The 15,383-nt window shown below is 62.5% G+C and carries 15 protein-coding genes; 7 read left to right on the forward strand and 8 right to left on the reverse strand.

The features are described 5' to 3' along the window. Nucleotides 1-154 precede the first annotated feature (154 nt). Nucleotides 155-1,381, forward strand: a complete 1,227-nt coding sequence (locus AC07W0_RS00910) for a TIGR03862 family flavoprotein (RefSeq protein WP_017848301.1) — start codon at nt 155-157, stop codon at nt 1,379-1,381. A 123-nt stretch (nt 1,382-1,504) separates the two neighbouring features. Here the strand turns inward: AC07W0_RS00910 and rhlE1 are convergent, their stop codons facing one another. After that, on the reverse strand, nt 1,505-2,839 hold the full coding sequence (rhlE1, locus tag AC07W0_RS00915; RefSeq protein ID WP_102616977.1) for an RNA helicase RhlE1: 1,335 nt from the start codon (nt 2,837-2,839) through the stop codon (nt 1,505-1,507). Nucleotides 2,840-2,899: 60 nt separating this feature from the next. Beyond that, the gene (gene yedA / locus AC07W0_RS00920; protein WP_017848303.1) at nt 2,900-3,796 is read right to left on the reverse strand and encodes a drug/metabolite exporter YedA; all 897 of its coding nucleotides are present in this window, start codon (nt 3,794-3,796) and stop codon (nt 2,900-2,902) included. Between the two features lie 160 nt (nt 3,797-3,956). Here yedA and AC07W0_RS00925 point away from each other — a divergent pair, with 160 nt between their 5' ends. Further along, complete coding sequence (locus AC07W0_RS00925; protein WP_046381959.1) at nt 3,957-4,418, forward strand: Lrp/AsnC family transcriptional regulator; 462 nt, start codon at nt 3,957-3,959, stop codon at nt 4,416-4,418. Nucleotides 4,419-4,532: 114 nt separating this feature from the next. Here the strand turns inward: AC07W0_RS00925 and AC07W0_RS00930 are convergent, their stop codons facing one another. After that, a complete protein-coding gene (locus AC07W0_RS00930) occupies nt 4,533-4,829 on the reverse strand; it encodes a DUF3077 domain-containing protein (RefSeq protein WP_017848305.1) in 297 nt (98 codons plus the stop codon). Between the two features lie 752 nt (nt 4,830-5,581). On the opposite strand from AC07W0_RS00930, the gene AC07W0_RS00935 reads away from it, so the two are divergent. Beyond that, nucleotides 5,582-5,854, forward strand: a complete 273-nt coding sequence (locus AC07W0_RS00935; protein ID WP_017848306.1) for an acyl carrier protein — start codon at nt 5,582-5,584, stop codon at nt 5,852-5,854. A gap of 175 nt (nt 5,855-6,029) precedes the next feature. On the opposite strand, the gene AC07W0_RS00940 is transcribed toward AC07W0_RS00935, so the two are convergent. From AC07W0_RS00940 to AC07W0_RS00950, 3 genes are all read right to left on the reverse strand, one after another. After that, nucleotides 6,030-6,641: a 3'-5' exonuclease gene (locus AC07W0_RS00940; RefSeq protein WP_017848307.1), complete on the reverse strand. Its 612-nt coding sequence runs from the start codon at nt 6,639-6,641 to the stop codon at nt 6,030-6,032. Between the two features lie 46 nt (nt 6,642-6,687). Beyond that, nucleotides 6,688-7,164 (reverse strand): LabA-like NYN domain-containing protein, encoded by a 477-nt coding sequence (locus tag AC07W0_RS00945; protein WP_017848308.1) that lies wholly within the window; start codon nt 7,162-7,164, stop codon nt 6,688-6,690. A 128-nt stretch (nt 7,165-7,292) separates the two neighbouring features. Beyond that, complete coding sequence (locus AC07W0_RS00950) at nt 7,293-8,057, reverse strand: DUF2076 domain-containing protein (RefSeq protein WP_017848309.1); 765 nt, start codon at nt 8,055-8,057, stop codon at nt 7,293-7,295. Between the two features lie 181 nt (nt 8,058-8,238). Here AC07W0_RS00950 and AC07W0_RS00955 point away from each other — a divergent pair, with 181 nt between their 5' ends. After that, nucleotides 8,239-8,898 carry a DUF7847 domain-containing protein gene (locus tag AC07W0_RS00955; protein ID WP_046381956.1) on the forward strand — a complete coding sequence of 220 codons (660 nt, stop codon included), beginning with the start codon at nt 8,239-8,241 and terminating at the stop codon, nt 8,896-8,898. Between the two features lie 40 nt (nt 8,899-8,938). Then, complete coding sequence (locus AC07W0_RS00960; protein WP_017848311.1) at nt 8,939-10,027, forward strand: endonuclease/exonuclease/phosphatase family protein; 1,089 nt, start codon at nt 8,939-8,941, stop codon at nt 10,025-10,027. A 32-nt stretch (nt 10,028-10,059) separates the two neighbouring features. On the opposite strand, the gene hrpB is transcribed toward AC07W0_RS00960, so the two are convergent. Then, nucleotides 10,060-12,567, reverse strand: a complete 2,508-nt coding sequence (gene hrpB / locus AC07W0_RS00965) for an ATP-dependent helicase HrpB (protein ID WP_102616978.1) — start codon at nt 12,565-12,567, stop codon at nt 10,060-10,062. Between the two features lie 183 nt (nt 12,568-12,750). Between hrpB and pmcY the strand changes: the two genes are divergently transcribed. Both pmcY and AC07W0_RS00975 read left to right on the forward strand, forming a co-directional pair. Next, nucleotides 12,751-13,170, forward strand: coding sequence for a periplasmic Zn2+ metallochaperone PmcY (gene pmcY, locus AC07W0_RS00970; RefSeq protein WP_017848313.1), 420 nt, complete (start codon nt 12,751-12,753; stop codon nt 13,168-13,170). 15 nt (nt 13,171-13,185) lie between these two features. Then, nucleotides 13,186-14,079 carry a cation diffusion facilitator family transporter gene (locus AC07W0_RS00975; protein ID WP_017848314.1) on the forward strand — a complete coding sequence of 298 codons (894 nt, stop codon included), beginning with the start codon at nt 13,186-13,188 and terminating at the stop codon, nt 14,077-14,079. On the opposite strand, the gene AC07W0_RS00980 is transcribed toward AC07W0_RS00975, so the two are convergent. Next, complete coding sequence (locus AC07W0_RS00980) at nt 14,076-15,095, reverse strand: DUF6515 family protein (RefSeq protein ID WP_102616979.1); 1,020 nt, start codon at nt 15,093-15,095, stop codon at nt 14,076-14,078. The two genes, AC07W0_RS00975 and AC07W0_RS00980, sit on opposite strands and share 4 nt — an antisense overlap. Nucleotides 15,096-15,383: the final 288 nt, after the last annotated feature.

Genomic DNA, 15,383 nt, shown 5'->3' on the forward strand with positions numbered 1-15,383 from the left:
CAATGCCTGTGGAACGGCCTGTGGATAACTTGAGCGTAAACGTCTGAAAGCCAGTAACCGCATAGCCTGTAGGAAGCTGTACGTTTTTTGATCAGGAACTTGCGCCGTCCTCGGGTAGAATGCTCGGCCTATTCACGCGACCGTAGCCCTGCCCATGCCTCAGACCCCTGCCCAACACGTCACCATTATCGGCGGCGGCCCTGCCGGCCTGATGGCCGCTGAAATCCTGAGCCAGGCGGGCCTGCGGGTGGACGTGTACGACGGCATGCCCTCGGTGGGGCGCAAGTTCCTGCTGGCCGGTGTGGGCGGCATGAACATCACCCATTCCGAGGCTTACCCGGCGTTCCTGTCACGCTATGCCGAACGTGCGCCGCAGATGGCGCCGTTGCTGCGTGCGTTTGGTGCGCAAGCGCTGTGCGAATGGATTCATGGCCTGGGCATCGACACCTTTGTCGGCACCTCCGGCCGGGTGTTTCCCACAGACATGAAAGCCGCCCCGTTGTTGCGTGCCTGGCTCAAGCGCCTGCGCGACCACGGCGTGGTTATCCACACCCGCCATCGCTGGCTGGGCTGGAGCGCGGACGGCGGTTTACTTATCCACAGCCCGGACGGCGAAAAAACCATCCACAGCGACGCCGTGCTGCTCGCCCTTGGCGGCGGCAGTTGGTCGCGCCTGGGCTCCGACGGCACCTGGCTCAAGCGGCTGGAAGCTAAAGGCGTGCCCTGCGCGCCGTTACAGCCGAGTAATTGTGGCTTCGAGGTGTCGGCCTGGAGCGAACTGATGGTCAGCAAATTCGCTGGCGCACCGTTGAAAAACGTCGCTATCGGCCTGGGAGATGACAAGCCGCGCCTCGGCGAATGCGTGATCACCGCCAGCGGTATCGAGGGCAGCCTGATCTATGCGCTGTCGGCACCGATTCGTGAGGCGATCAATCGCAATGGCGCCGCCACGGTGCACATCGACCTGCTGCCGAGCAAGCCGCTGGACAAGGTCCAGGCCGCCTTGGCCAAGCCGCGTGGGTCGCGCTCGATGAGCAAGCATCTGCACAGTCAGTTGGGGCTGGATGGGGTCAAGGCGGCGTTGTTGCGTGAGCTGGCACCCGCCGAACATTTCAACGACCCGGCGCAATTGGCTGTGGCTATCAAGGCATTGCCCCTGAGCCTGGTGAAAACCCGGCCGATGGATGAAGCGATCAGTACGGCGGGCGGTGTGCCGTTTGAGGCGCTGGATGAGCGGTTGATGCTCAAGCAATTACCGGGGGTGTTTTGTGCGGGGGAGATGCTGGACTGGGAGGCGCCGACCGGCGGGTATTTGCTGACGGGGTGTTTTGCCAGTGGCAGAGCGGCCGGGCGGGGGATGTTGGAGTGGCTTAAGCGTTGAGATCTGCGGTGAATTCAAAGCCGTCATCGGGGGCAAGCCCCCTCCCACATTTTGAATGTATTCACAGATCAAAACTGTGGGAGGGGGCTTGCCCCCGATGAGGCCATCAGCCACGCCGCAAAATCACTTCTTCTTACGCGGCCCAGTATTGAACACCGGCACCTTGCGCACCGGCTTGATCGACGGCTCGGCAGACGCGACCTCACCACTGTCCACCCACTTGCCCAGGTTGCGCTTACCGCCACCACCGGAAGCCTTGGGCTTCTTCGGCTTTTTCGGTTTCTTCACCACTTGCCCACTGGCATCGGTGTCCGGCACGCGGTGTTCCGGTTCGAAATCCTGTTCCATATGCCGGGTCAAGGTCTGACGCGTGAGCATCTCGATGGCCGACAGCATGTTCACTTCATCGGCGCACACCAGGGAAATCGCCTCGCCGGTGTTGCCCGCGCGGCCGGTGCGGCCGATACGGTGGATGTAGTCCTCAGCCACAATCGGCAGGTCGAAGTTGACCACCAGCGGCAGGTCTTCGATATCCAGGCCACGGGCCGCCACGTCGGTGGCCACCAGGATCTGCACGTCGCTCGACTTGAAGCGGTCCAGCGCGCGTTGGCGGGTCGCCTGCGGCTTGTCGCCGTGGATGCCGTCAGCATTGATGCCCAGGCCCTGCAGCTTATCCACCAACGCGTCCACGCCGTTACGGGTCTTGGCGAACACCAGCACCTGCTTCCAGCGGCCCTTGCGCATCAGGTGGACAAACAGCTCCGGCTTGCGCTTCTTGTCCACCGGCACCACCCATTGCTTGACGGTATTGGCGGCGACGTTGCGCGGGCTGACTTCGATGCTCAGCGGGTCGTTGAGCATTTGCCCGGCGAGCGTGCGGATTTCATCGGAGAAGGTCGCGGAGAACAGCAGGGTCTGGCGCTTTTTCGGCAGCATGCGGTAAATATTCGCCAGCTCCTCGGAGAAGCCCAGGTCGAGCATGCGGTCGGCTTCGTCGAGCACCAGGGTTTGCAGTTGATTGAGTTTCAGCGCGTTCTGGCGAAACAGGTCGATCAGGCGGCCAGGCGTGGCGACCAACACGTCGACGCCTTTGCGCAGCTTCATCATCTGCGGGTTGATGCTCACGCCGCCGTACACCGCGTAGGTGGTGAGTGGCAGGTGCTGGGCATACTCAGCAACGCTGGCGTGAACCTGCTCGGCCAGCTCGCGGGTCGGGCACAGGATCAGCGCGCGCGCCGAGTTGGCGGCGACTTTCGGCCCTTCCATGGTCAGCAGTTGCAGGAGCGGCACGGCGAAAGCGGCGGTCTTGCCGGTGCCGGTCTGGGCAGCGGCCATCAGGTCGCGGCCGGCCAGCACCGCCGGAATGGCTTGCGCCTGCACCGGCGTCGGGGTCTGGTAGCCGAGCGTCTCAAGGGCGCGCTGCAAGGGTTCGATCAGGCCAAGTGTGGCGAAAGTCATGTGGTTACCGTAGGGGAAATTCAGCGCCTAAGCGGGTAAAAAGGCGTTATGCGCGGCAGTTTACCTTATTTTCGGCCCAGGCTTTCGCCACTGGGGCAGGCTGATCAACAGCACGGCGCTGATGATCACCAACATGGCCAGTGCCTCTTCGATGCCGATGGACTCGCCGACAAACACGATCCCCAACAACACCGCCACCGCCGGGTTCACATAGGCATAGCTGGTCGCGGCAGCCGGACGCACGTGCTTGAGCAGGTACATATACGCGTTGAAGGCGATGATCGAACCGAACACCGTCAGGTAGGCCAGGGCCAGCCAGCCCTCCAGCGGCGGCATGGCTTGCAGGTGCTCACCGGACACTGCGCTGCCGATCAACAGGGCCGCACCGGCCACCAGCATCTCCGCCGCACTGGCCATCGCGCCCTGGGGCAGCGGCAGTTGCCGGCTCCACACCGAACCGAACGCCCACGAGGCGGCGGCAAACAGCAATAAAGCCGCGCCGATCGGGCTCGATTGCAAGGTGCTGCCCATGTTGAGCATGGCAATGCCGATAATGCCCAGGATCACCCCCGCCCACTCCAGACGGGTATTACGCGCGCCCCAGAAGTAACCGCACAGCAAGGTGAACAGCGGCACGGTCGCCACGGCCAGCGCAGCGACACCGGACGACACCCCCGCGTGCTCCGCCAACGTGACACCGCCATTACCGAAAGTGAGCAGCAAAATCCCGATCATCCCGGCGGACTTCCATTGCACCCACGTCGGCGCCGGCACTCCACGCCAGCGCAAAAACGCGTACATCAGCGCCCCCGCCGTACAGAACCGAATCCCCGCCAGCAACAGCGGTGGCCAGTACTCCACACCGATCCGGATCACCAGGTAGGTAGACCCCCAAATCACATACAACGCAAAAAAGGCGGCGATCAACGGTAAGGGAAAGCGACGTGGGCCAGGCATTGGGCAGCTCTGCGGCAGAAAAAGAGAGGCTTATTCTAAAAAGACAGGTGCATAAACATAAGTTACAAAACCTGTTTAAACCGCCCATACACTTTTCAAAGCATGGTTATGAGGGCTATAAACCATGCTTTCGAAAGCCACCTGACGCTGGAGCCTTTTCATGGACAAATACGACCGCATGCTCCTCAGCGCCCTGCTCGAAGACGGCCGCGCGTCCTACGCGCAACTCGCGCGCACGGTCAACCTCTCCGCCCCCGCCGTGGCCGAGCGCGTGGCCAAGCTGGAAGCCAGCGGCGTGATCACCGGCTACCAGGCCAAGGTGGACCTGTCCAAAGTCGGCCTGCCGATCCAGTGCGTGATCGAACTGCGCCTGACCAACCATGGCAGCCAGAAGGTGTACGACGCCCTGGCCGAAATCCCCGAACTGACCGAATGCCACCGGGTCACGGGCGATCCGTGCGTGATCATGCAAGCGGCGGTAGGCACCATGCCGGAGCTGGAGAGTTTGATTAATCGGATAGCGAAGTTCGGCTTCAGCAAGACCTCGATCATTTTGTCGAGCGCGATAGAGCGGCGGGTGCCGTTGGGGCAGTTGGAGGGGAATGGGAAAAGTGGTGGCTGATCCAGCGCCATCGGGGGCAAGTCGAATCGTCGCACCGCCCTTCCCACTTTGATGGATGAACACAGTCAAAATGTGGGAGGGGGCAAGCCCCCTCCCACATTCGTTATGTGTGGTTCAACGAGGTTGCACACACTCCAGCGCCCGATCCACCACTCCCTTCGCCATTTCCACCAAATGCATCACCGCACGCTGCTGCGCGTTCATCGCCTCACCCGGCAAGTGCGCAGTTTTCACCGCGCAATGCAGCAAGTCCGCCGCATGGGCGAGGGCATCTTCTAGGCTCAGGTTGTCATTCAGGATGAAGGTGGGTGCATCCGGGGCGGACGCTTTGAGGTAGTAGTCGATGGCGCGGCGGTTGAGCAGGGCGTCTTCGCTCAAGAAGTCTGGTGGATCGGGGGTGACTTTGACCATGGTGTAATTCCTCTGAAGTAAGAGGCCGTCACCGTTCGCTTGCACGCGAATGAGGGTGGCAGCTGTACGCAGGTGTGCAAGACCGGGGCAAAGGAAACCCGGCAGACCCCGAAGGTCTTCAGCGCACAGCCGCCATAACAGATAAACGCCGACCACTAAAAACCAGGCGTTGAGATGTAGGGCGCTAGTGCACCTTTGCGAACCGGACTTGCACGTCCGATCATCGATGATTCGATGACGAGGCGAGACTAGCTACCTGATCCGAGGGGCGCAAGGCCGTGGAATTCTCTAGGAAACGTCCCGCAAATGAAAGGGATTGGTCTTGCTTGCCACTAAAACATCAGTTCTTTGTGGAGGCTTTTAGCGGTCTTCTGAAACGTCAGTAGGCTAAGCGCTACTGCTTCGTCGGACCTTTCTGGTTTTTCCCGCCAACCACCAATCGCCCTTTGCTGAAACTTACTATCCGCCTGTCATTTACGTACAGGGACTACGGCATGCAGGAAAGCGATCTTCATACAGCAATCATGCGAAGCAAGTTTGAGCTCGAAAGCAAGGGCATCGATTTCGGCTCAACTTCAAGCATGGCGTTTCATATGGGAAACACAATGACAAGCTGCCCGGCAGTCATGGCTTTGCCTAATTCGCCAGGCTGGACCCATGGCGCCAGATCGGGCGAGGCATTCCCTTCGTGGCTGCGGGGTTGGCTGTCTTTGATCTAATCAGTATTGGTAAGTGTGCCTACGAGGCAAGAAATGGAAAGTAATCTGACCCGAGCCGAGATCAGCGAAAAGGTCATTCAACTGTTCGTCGATATCATCGGCTTCATCGACCGCAGCCAGGTGACGGAACAAACGGATTTCATCCATGACTTCAAGATCATCGATGACGATTTGACTTGCTTTGTCATGCAGATCAAGTGGCAATTCAAACTGCGCGCGACGCAGGCAGATTGGGATCACATCACCACCCTTGAGCAAATTGTCGACTTGATCGTTCAGCGTTCAAATCTGCAGTGCGGCCTCTGACGCCATCGGGGGCAAGTCGAATCGTCGCACCGCCCTTCCCACTTTGATGGATGAACACAGTCAAAATGTGGGAGGGGGCTTGCCCCCGATAGCAGTGGATCAGTCAGCTTATGTGTAGCTGACCCACCGCAATCGGGGGCAAGCCCCCTCTCACATGTTGAACGGCGTTGTTCTATCAGAACCCGCGATGCTTCTTCAAATGCTCATTGATCTTCGCCGCCGGGACTTTCTGCAAGGTACACAGCAGGTCGTGGGACAGCTCGCGCAAGCCATGGGTCCGTCGCAGTTGCTCGGCCAGGTGCGCCGTCAGGTTAGCCGCCATCTCCGCATCGGCCATGGCCCGGTGAGCCTGGCCGGTGTGGGGCAGTTGGGCGTAGCTGTTGAGGGTGCCGAGTTTGTGGTTGGGTGCAGCAGGCATGAGGCGGCGGGCCAATAGCAGCGAGCAGGCGAATTTTTGCAGGCGGGTGCGGCGGATCAGGCCCAGTTCGAAGTCCCAGAACTTCTGGTCGAACGCGGCGTTATGCGCCAGCAGCGGTGTGGTGCCGACGAACTCGTTGACTTCGTTCATCACCCGCTCGGCCGGCGGCGCGCTGCGCAGCATGGCGTTGCTGATGCCGGTGAGCTGTTCGATAAAGCCCGGCACGCGCACGCCGGCGTTCATCAGGCTCTGGTAGCGGTCCACGATCTGGCCACGTTCGAGGATGACCACCGCGATTTCCGTGGCCCGGCAGTGGCTGCTCGGGGTGATGCCGGTGGTTTCAAAGTCGATGACCGCTATACGTTCCAAACCTGTTCCAACTCCGTCTAAGCATTTATCTATTGAACCGCAGCGCTTATTTGAGCAGCAACGCGCCTTCGATCGGCACGTAGCGGCTGGCGGCGCGTATCAGTGAGTTGGCCGTCAGCCCCGGCACGCCGTAGGCCACGGCTTCAACGCCATGCTTGTGGATGATGCGGTCGAGCAGCATGTCGAAATCACCGTCGCCGGAAGCCAACACCACTTCGTCGACGTTAGCGGCGGCGTCCATGATGTCGATGGTGATGCCCACGTCCCAGTCGCCCTTGGCCGAGCCGTCGCTGCGCTGGATGTAGGGCTTGAGCTTCACGGTAAAGCCCAGGTTGCGCAGGATCTGCTGGAATTGCTGCTGCTTGCTGTCACCACGGTCGATGGCATAGGCATACGCCTCGACGATCTGCCCGCGCGAGCTGATGTCAGCCCACAGGGCGGCGTAGTTGAAGTGGCAGCCATACGCCTGGCGCACGGTGTAGTAGAGGTTTTGTACATCGGCGAACACTGCAATTTTCTTCACCGCACTTCCCCATGACTGCCGCTTGGACCCCGGACGCGAAGGTCCGCAAAGGTTGCCAGTATGCCAGCCACGGGAAAGTTTCCGGGAAAAATCAGCCCGGGGCGGCAAAGCGCCCCGGCCTGGATGCGTCAGACGAAGGAATCGTCGTCGTCGAAGGAGGACGAGTTGTCGGAATAATCACTGTCCGCGAAGCTGTCGGAATTGTTGCTGCCCCAGTTGTCATTGCCAGCAAACTTCTGGTCATCGTTGCCCCAGTTGCTGTTGTCACTGGCAGGCGCAGGCACTTCACGGATGATTTCTTCCACCACTTGCGGCTGTTGCGAGTTGTGGTTGAACAGGCTGCTGATACCTTCCGCCAGCATCACACCACCGGCCACACCCGCTGCGGTTTTCAGGGCGCCACCGAGAAAGCCACTGCCGATGGGGGCGGCAGCGGGTTGTTGCGGCTGTTGGTAATTCTGCTGCGGGGCGGCGTAGTTTTGTTGCGGTGCAGGTTGTCCGAAAGACGGCCGAGCCGGTTCACGCCAACCGCCGCCGGATGAGGCCGGAGCGCTCTGTGGCGGTTGCGCGTCACGGGAACCGCCGCCGAAAATGCTCGACAGAAAGCCACCGCTGCTCGGCGCCGGTTGTGCCGCCTGGGACTTGGCCCGCTGCAGCTCGTCTTGCAATTGCTGGATCTGTTGCGCCTGCTGCTTGTTCTGCGCGTCGAGGTTCTTGAGCGCGTGTTCCTGCACCAGGATCGACTGGGTCATGTAGTACCCGGCCGCCGGTTGGCGCGTCATATGCTCCTTGATCCGCGCTTCGGCCTGCGCGTCGCGGGGGGCTGAGTCCGTTTCGGCCTGTTGCAGCCGTGAAAACAGTCCATCGATCAGGGTTTGCTCTTCGCTGTTCATGGCGACCTCGTTAGATTGCCGGTAGAAATCATGGTCCGGCCTGTGATCAGGCTCGGTCTTGCTAGTTATGGGGGTGTTACCAGTTGTTTCAATGGTCTTTACTCAAGGTTTACGTTTGCTTGCTCACGGCACCTATCGGTTAAAGTGTGCCCCTGCTTTTTTTCGGCCTGTGATGACTCTGATGAATCCGTTAGATGTGCTGCGCGACTCCCTCCGTTTCACCCAGCGCAACCTGGGCGCCATCGTCCAGCTGTGCCTGCCGCTGGTGATCCTCGAAGCCCTGCTGCAACAGGTGCTCGACCACACGCTCGGCCCGGATGCCTTCCCCGGCTACAGCGTGGTGGTGGGGTTGCTGGTGTATCCGCTGTACACCGGGGCGCTGATCCTGTTTCTCGACGCCCGCACCCGTGGCGAATCGCCGCGCACCAAGGATGTATGGGCCATGGCCCTGACGCTGTGGCCGCGCTTCGCCCTGCTGACGGCGATGAGCACCCTGCTGATATTGCTCGGGCTGTCGCTGTATTTCCTGCCGGGCCTGTGGCTGATGGTGGTGCTGGCGTTCGCCGAGTACCTGCTGGTGCTGCGCGGCATGCCTGCACTGGCGGCGATGAAGGAAAGTTTGCGCCTGACCCGCGGGCATTTCTGGCGAATCCTGGTGTGCCTGCTGTGCGTAATGACGCCACTGTGGCTGCTCAAAGGCGCCAGCATGGCCGCGTATCCCGAGCCCGCGCCGTTGCTGGGCGTGCTGATCGACAGCGCGCACAGCTTCCTGCAGCTGTTTACCAGTGTGGTGCTGTTCCGTTTATTTATGCTGATCGGTGGCGACGCCGACGTGCGGTGATATGCTCCGTGTCACCTCTGACACGCTATAAGCCGAGCCGATGACCCGTTTATTGCGCCTCACCTTGCTGGGCCTGCTGATCATCGCGGGCCTGCTGACGGCCCTGATCTACAGCCTGACCTGGCGCCCCGCCGACAAGCAAACCCTGCCCGTGAGCTGCATCGCGCCCCGTGCGCCGACCCTGCTGCCCGGGCAGGCGCTCAAGGTGATGACCTGGAACGTGCAGTACCTGGCCGGCAAGAACTACGTGTTCTGGTACGACACCGCCGACGGCAGCGGCCCGGACGACCGCCCCACCGTCGAAGACATGGCCTTCAGCCTCGACGAAGTGGCCCGGGTGATTCGCGACGAACAGCCCGACATCCTGCTGTTGCAGGAACTCGACGAAGGCGCCAAGCCGTCCCACTACCAGGATCAGGTGGCGCTGCTGCAAGAGCGGCTCGTCGATCTCTACCCCTGCAGCGCCCAGGCCTTCGACTGGAAAGCTGACTTTATCCCCAACCTGCATATTTTCGGCAGCGTCGGCCGCAAGCTGGTGACCCTGAGCCGCTACCAGATCGAACACGCCGAACGCCTGCAACTGCCCGTACCGCCCGCGGATTTCATCAGCCGTCAGTTCCAACCCAAACCGGCGTTGCTGCTGACCTATCTGCCCTTGAGCGACGGCGGCCAACTGGCGGTGCTCAACACTCGCCTGGAAGGCGACGCACCCGGGCGCAGTGCGGTGCAAGCACAAGTCCAGGCCACGGTGAAACTGCTGGATAAATTCGAAAGCCGCGGTACGCCGTGGTTGATCGGTGGGGATTTCAATTTGCTGCCGCTGGGGCAATTCCTGCGCCTGGATGCCGGTAAACGCGGGCAGTATTCACCGGACAGCGAACTGCATCTGCTGTGGGACAAATACCCGATGATCCCGAGCAACAGCGAATCCACCGGGATTGATCGTGAGCAGTGGCTGACGCACTTTCCGAATGACCCGAGCCTGGACGGACCGGATCGCACCGTCGATTACCTGTTCTACAGCTCGCGGATCAAGCGTGTAGAAGCCAAGGTGCGCCAGGCGGATACGTTGCGCATTTCCAACCATCTGCCGGTCATCGCCCGCTTCCTGCTGCCCGCCGCGCAATAACCGCCCCTTCCACATTTGAGTCGCGGTCACGCTTACTTGCGGGGTTTGATCCGCGCCGTCGCCTCGGCCACCAACGGGTCATCCGGCCAGTAATGTTTGGGATAGCGCCCTTTCAGATCTTTCTTCACCTCGGCGTAGGTACTGCGCCAGAAGTTCGCCAGATCCTGGGTCACCTGCACCGGCCGTCGCGCCGGGGACAGCAGGTGCAACTTGACCACCTGGCGCCCGCCGGCAATGCGCGGTGTATCCGCCAGGCCGAACAATTCCTGCAGGCGCACTGCCAGAATCGGCGGATGCTCGCTGTAGTCCAAGCGCACCGACGAACCCGACGGCACTTTCAAATGGTGCGGCGCCAGTTCGTCCAGGCGTTGGGGCAACGGCCAGGGCAACAGGTTGTGCAGGTAGCTGGAAATATCCAGATTGGCGAAATGACTGAGGCGCGAGACCTTGCCCAGGTAAGGCATCAGCCAGTGCTCCAGGCCGGCGAGCAAGGCGCTGTCGCTGACGTCGGGCCATTCGCTGGTGTTGCCGGTGTCCAGCTGGCGCAGCAACATCACACGGGCCTGCCATTGGCGCAGTTCCGGCGTCCAGGGCAACAGCTCCAGGCCTTTGCGCCGGACCAGGTTGACCAGCGCCTGGCTGCGGGCGTTTTCGTCGAGGCCGCTGAGGGGTTCGCGGCTGAGCACCAGTTCGCCGACTTTACGCTGGCGTTCGGCGCGCAGCACGCCTTCGCGCTCGTCCCAATCCAATTGGTCGACGGTGCGTACTTGTTCGGCGAGGACCGTGTCGAACAGCGCCGGATCAAAATCCGCCGCCAGGTAGATGCGTTCTTCGCGCTGGCCCTGGCGGCTGCCCAGGTCGGCAATCACCAGCCAGGCTTGTTTCATCAGGCTATCGGCCTCGGCGAACAAGGCGGCGCGGCCATTGGCCAGGCGGTATTCGGCGCCGCCGGGGCGGCGTTGTTGGGCCACGCGGTCGGGATACGCCAACGCCAGCAGCGCGCCGAGCCAACGCGGGTGTTCGGGGTCGGCCACCGGCTGGGTCGCCTGGCCGCGCAAATAGCCGCGATATTGCCGGGCCAACTGCTTGGCGCGCTGAACACCACCCTGAGTGCCCCGCGCGCGTTCTTCACCGGACAATAACGCCAGGCGACTGTGCAGATCCGCGCCGCCCCCGCGCAGGATATCGCGCTCGCCCAGCAGCGCGGCGACATCACACGCAGTGGCCGCCAGCCCCAGATCCTGCCCGCGCAGCAGCAGATGGGCGATGCGCGGATGGGCCGGCAGCTCGGCCATCTTCTGGCCGTGGGCGGTCAGTTTGTCGTCATTCAAGGCGCCGAGGCGTTGCAGCAGGTCCTGGGCCTGGGCATACGCGGCAGCGGGCGGCATGTCGAGCCACACCAACTGCGCGGGCGCAACGCCCCAACGCGCCAGTTGCAAGGCCAGCCCGGCGAGGTCGGCGGCGAGGATTTCCGCGCTGCCATAGGCGGCCAGGCCTTCGTGCTGGTCCTCGGACCACAAGCGATAGCACACGCCCGGTTCCAGGCGCCCGGCCCGGCCGGCACGCTGAGTGGCGCTGGCGCGGGAGATGCGCTGGGTGTCGAGGCGGGTCATGCCGCTGCCGGGGTCGAAACGCGGCACACGCGCCAACCCGGCGTCGATCACCACGCGCACGCCATCGATGGTCAGGCTGGTCTCGGCGATGTTGGTGGCCAGCACCACTTTGCGCTTGCCGGCGGGCGCTGGGTCGATGGCGGCACGCTGGGCATTCAGGTCGAGCTCGCCATGCAGCGGGCAGAGCAGCACATCGCGGCGATCACCGAGCGCGTCTGCCAGTTGCTGGTTGACCCGGCGGATCTCCGCCTGGCCCGGCAGGAACACCAGCACGCTGCCGGTTTCGTCATGCAAAGCGTCGAGGATGGTCTGCACCAGGCGCGGCTCGATGAATTCACCGGCCTGGTACGGCCGCCCCCAGCGCATCTGCACCGGGAACATGCGCCCTTCGCTGCGCAGGATCGGCGCGTTGTCCAGCAGCGCGGCCAGGCGCTCGCCTTCGAGGGTGGCGGACATCAGCAGGATTTTCAGCGGCTGCTCGTCGCGAAACAGGTCGCGGCCATTCAGGCTCAGGGCCAGCGCCAGGTCGGCGTCGAGGCTGCGTTCGTGGAATTCGTCGAAGATCAGCAGGCCCACGCCGTCCAGCGCCGGGTCGTCCTGCAGGCGGCGGGTGAGGATGCCTTCGGTGACCACTTCGATGCGCGTGTTGGGCCCCACTTTACTGTCGAGGCGGATGCGATAGCCGACGGTTTCACCGACCTTTTCCCCCAGCTCGCTGGCCAGGCGCTCGGCGGCGGCGCGCGCAGCCAGGCGTCGGGGTTCGAGCATCAGGATGGTCTGCCCGGCCAGCCAAGGCTCATTCAACAAGGCCAAGGGTACGCGGGTGGTTTTACCGGCGCCGGGCGGTGCTTCCAGCACGGCTTCATGGCGATTCGCCAAGGCGTCACGCAGGGCGGGTAAAACATCATCAATCGGCAACGAATTCATACTGGCTCCAAAGCAGAGCGGCAAGTATAACGGCGAACTGTCGGATGCCGGTGGTGGTCTCCCGTAGGCGCGAGCCTGCTCGCGAAAAATCACAGAGCACCACGCACATTCAGGCAGCACGCGGTATCGTTAACGTCTTTCGCGAGTAAGCTCGCTCCTACAGTGACTGACAGGAGATTTTCCATGCGTATCGCTTCCCGTGTCATCGGCGGTGTCCTCGCCGTCACTCTGCTGAGCCAACTGACGGCCTGCGGTTCGATTTTCTATCCCGACCGTCGCGGCCAGATCGACGGCAAGATCGACCCGACGATTGCCGTGCTCGACGCCGTGGGCCTGCTGTTCTACGTGATCCCTGGCCTGATCGCCTTCGGCGTCGACTTCGCCACCGGCGCGATCTACTTCGAACCGGGCAAGACCGCACAAGTCGCCCCGGAGAAACTGCAGCAAGCCATCGGTGCCGACGGCAAGGTCGACACCGCCAAGCTGCAGACCATCATCCAGCAGGAAACCGGTCGCACGCTGCCGCTGGACGACCCGCGCATGATCCAGTTCAAGGGCAGCGTGCAACAACTGGCGGCCCTCGGCTTACAACCGTCCGCCTAAGGATCTGACCCGCTTATGACCAGCAGTCCCGAACACGCCCGGCTCTTGCGCCTGGCCACGCGCGCCTCGGTGGGCGTCGCCTCTGTGCTGATTGTGACCAAGGCCATCGCCTGGTGGCTCAGCGGCTCGGTGAGCATGCTCGCCGGGTTGACCGATTCGCTACTCGATGGTGTCACCTCGCTGCTCAATCTGCTGGCGGTGCATTACGCCCTGCGCCCGGCCGATGACGATCACCGTTACGGGCATGGCAAGGCCGAGTCGCTGGCCGGGATGGCGCAGGCGCTGTTTATCGCCGGCAGTGCGGTGCTGATTGCGTTGCAGGCATTCGAACGGATCAAGCATCCCGAACCGGTGGGCGCGCCGTGGCTGAGCATTGGCGTGATTATCTTGTCCCTGGCGCTGACCGTGGCCCTGCTGGTCCTGCAACACCACGTGGTGCGGGAAACCGGCTCAAGCGCCGTGCGCGCCGACTCGCTGCACTACCGCTCGGACCTGCTGCTCAATGGCAGTATCTTGATTGCGCTGATCCTGGCCGGTTTCGGCTTCCATCAGATCGACGCCTGGTTCGGCCTGGGCATCGCGGCCTACATTCTGTGGAGCGCGATCCAGATCGCCCGGGAAAGCTTTGCCGTGCTGATGGACGAAGAACTGCCGCCGGACGTCAGCCAGCACATGCTGGAATTGGCGCGTGGCGTACCCGGCGTGCTGGGCGCACACGACTTGCGCACGCGGATTTCCGGCAACCACTGGTTTGTGCAACTGCACCTGGAATTGCCGGGGGAATTGACGTTGTCTGTCGCCCACGGCATCAGCGACCAGGCCGCCGATGCCATTCACAAAGCCTACCCGCGGGCCGAAGTGCTGGTACACGCCGACCCGTTGGATGTGGTGAGTGGCGCCCAGGCCTAGTACTGCACCTGATAGCCGCGACTGCTCAGGCAGTTGCCCTGGGCCTGGCGGTAGGCTTGCACCACTGCCGGGGCTGGAGCGTAGGTGACCGCTTGCGGGTCAAAGCCACTTTGCTGCACGGCCCAGCGATAACAGTCGTAACCATCCTGCTGCACCTGCGCCGGTGACTGGCCGTTGGCGGGATAGGCCACCACGTCATAACCGTTACCCTGGGGTGCTGGCTGCGGTGCCGGTACGGCGGTCGGCGGTTCCACCACCACGTACTGCTGGGTACTGTTTTCGTAGGTGTAATAGGCACCCGCCGCGAGGAAGAACAGCGCACCGCCCACCCACACTTCGCGCGCGTAGTCCGGCAAGTAATGCACGCGGATGCCATACGGCGGCGCCACCACTACATAGCGCGGGCCTTGCGGGCGATACCAGTAGCCGCCGGAGAAGAAATAATCCTGGCCACGGTAAGGCACGCGGTAATTACGCTCGGGAAAACGATCCACCATATACCCCGGGCGATACTGCGGGCCGGGGCCCCAGCCGTTGCCGTGCCCATCGGGGCGACCTGGCCAGCGATTATCACCGGGACGCTCATTGTGGTAACCGCCGTCGTTGCCTGGACGTGAACCGGGGCCGCCGGCCTCCCAATGTTGATTGCCGTCGTTGCGGCGCGGGATATCGCGGTAGTAACCCTCACGCGGTTCCTGGGTCTGGCGCACCGTATCGGGCCGCCCCTGGATCGGCAGGCTGTTCGACGGTTGTGGCTGCGGTGCCGGGCGACCCGGCTCATTGCCCTGGGGCCGGCCTTGCCCCTGACCGCCGCCGTTCGGGCCGCCGCGATCAAAATGTGGGTTCTCCGGGCGCGGTTGATTATTCTCAGGCCGCCCGCCACCTTCAGGGCCGCGTTCATGCTGCCCGCCGCCCTGCGGCCGCTCGGGTGAATTATCGCGCTCGTCCGCTGTTACCTGCGCGCTGACGCTGACCACCAACAAACCAACACCTGCCATTCGCCAGATGCGCTTCATGCTCTTCCTCACTGCGGTTTAGGGCTTATCAATGAGACTGGAAAAGCCTCGCCCGGTTCTGGAACAGGTTATCAGTCACGAGAACTATTTTCTTAAGGCAAAAAGAAAGGGGCAGCCCGTCGGCCGCCCCTTGAGAACTTCGTCCTGGCTCAACGCTTATGACGTTGGCTCACCTCACGCCGTCTTGTGGACAGTGTGCAGCCTGGAGGCCGGCTCAACCCTGCTGGGGTGGCGGCCGCAGCGGGCCTGATTGGGCGAGCTGCAGTGGACTATGTCCAGGCGGTGATT

Source organism: Pseudomonas sp. GW704-F2, assembly GCF_059423025.1.

Excerpts from the sequence above, each read along its gene's own strand:
- AC07W0_RS00910 (WP_017848301.1), top strand. The coding sequence starts at position 155 with ATGCCTCAGACCCCTGCCCAACACGTCACCATTATCGGCGGCGGCCCT.
- rhlE1 (WP_102616977.1), bottom strand. The coding sequence starts at position 2,839 with ATGACTTTCGCCACACTTGGCCTGATCGAACCCTTGCAGCGCGCCCTT.
- yedA (WP_017848303.1), bottom strand. The coding sequence starts at position 3,796 with ATGCCTGGCCCACGTCGCTTTCCCTTACCGTTGATCGCCGCCTTTTTT.
- AC07W0_RS00925 (WP_046381959.1), top strand. The coding sequence starts at position 3,957 with ATGGACAAATACGACCGCATGCTCCTCAGCGCCCTGCTCGAAGACGGC.
- AC07W0_RS00930 (WP_017848305.1), bottom strand. The coding sequence starts at position 4,829 with ATGGTCAAAGTCACCCCCGATCCACCAGACTTCTTGAGCGAAGACGCC.
- AC07W0_RS00935 (WP_017848306.1), top strand. The coding sequence starts at position 5,582 with ATGGAAAGTAATCTGACCCGAGCCGAGATCAGCGAAAAGGTCATTCAA.
- AC07W0_RS00950 (WP_017848309.1), bottom strand. The coding sequence starts at position 8,057 with ATGAACAGCGAAGAGCAAACCCTGATCGATGGACTGTTTTCACGGCTG.
- AC07W0_RS00955 (WP_046381956.1), top strand. The coding sequence starts at position 8,239 with ATGAATCCGTTAGATGTGCTGCGCGACTCCCTCCGTTTCACCCAGCGC.
- AC07W0_RS00960 (WP_017848311.1), top strand. The coding sequence starts at position 8,939 with ATGACCCGTTTATTGCGCCTCACCTTGCTGGGCCTGCTGATCATCGCG.
- hrpB (WP_102616978.1), bottom strand. The coding sequence starts at position 12,567 with ATGAATTCGTTGCCGATTGATGATGTTTTACCCGCCCTGCGTGACGCC.
- pmcY (WP_017848313.1), top strand. The coding sequence starts at position 12,751 with ATGCGTATCGCTTCCCGTGTCATCGGCGGTGTCCTCGCCGTCACTCTG.
- AC07W0_RS00975 (WP_017848314.1), top strand. The coding sequence starts at position 13,186 with ATGACCAGCAGTCCCGAACACGCCCGGCTCTTGCGCCTGGCCACGCGC.
- AC07W0_RS00980 (WP_102616979.1), bottom strand. The coding sequence starts at position 15,095 with ATGAAGCGCATCTGGCGAATGGCAGGTGTTGGTTTGTTGGTGGTCAGC.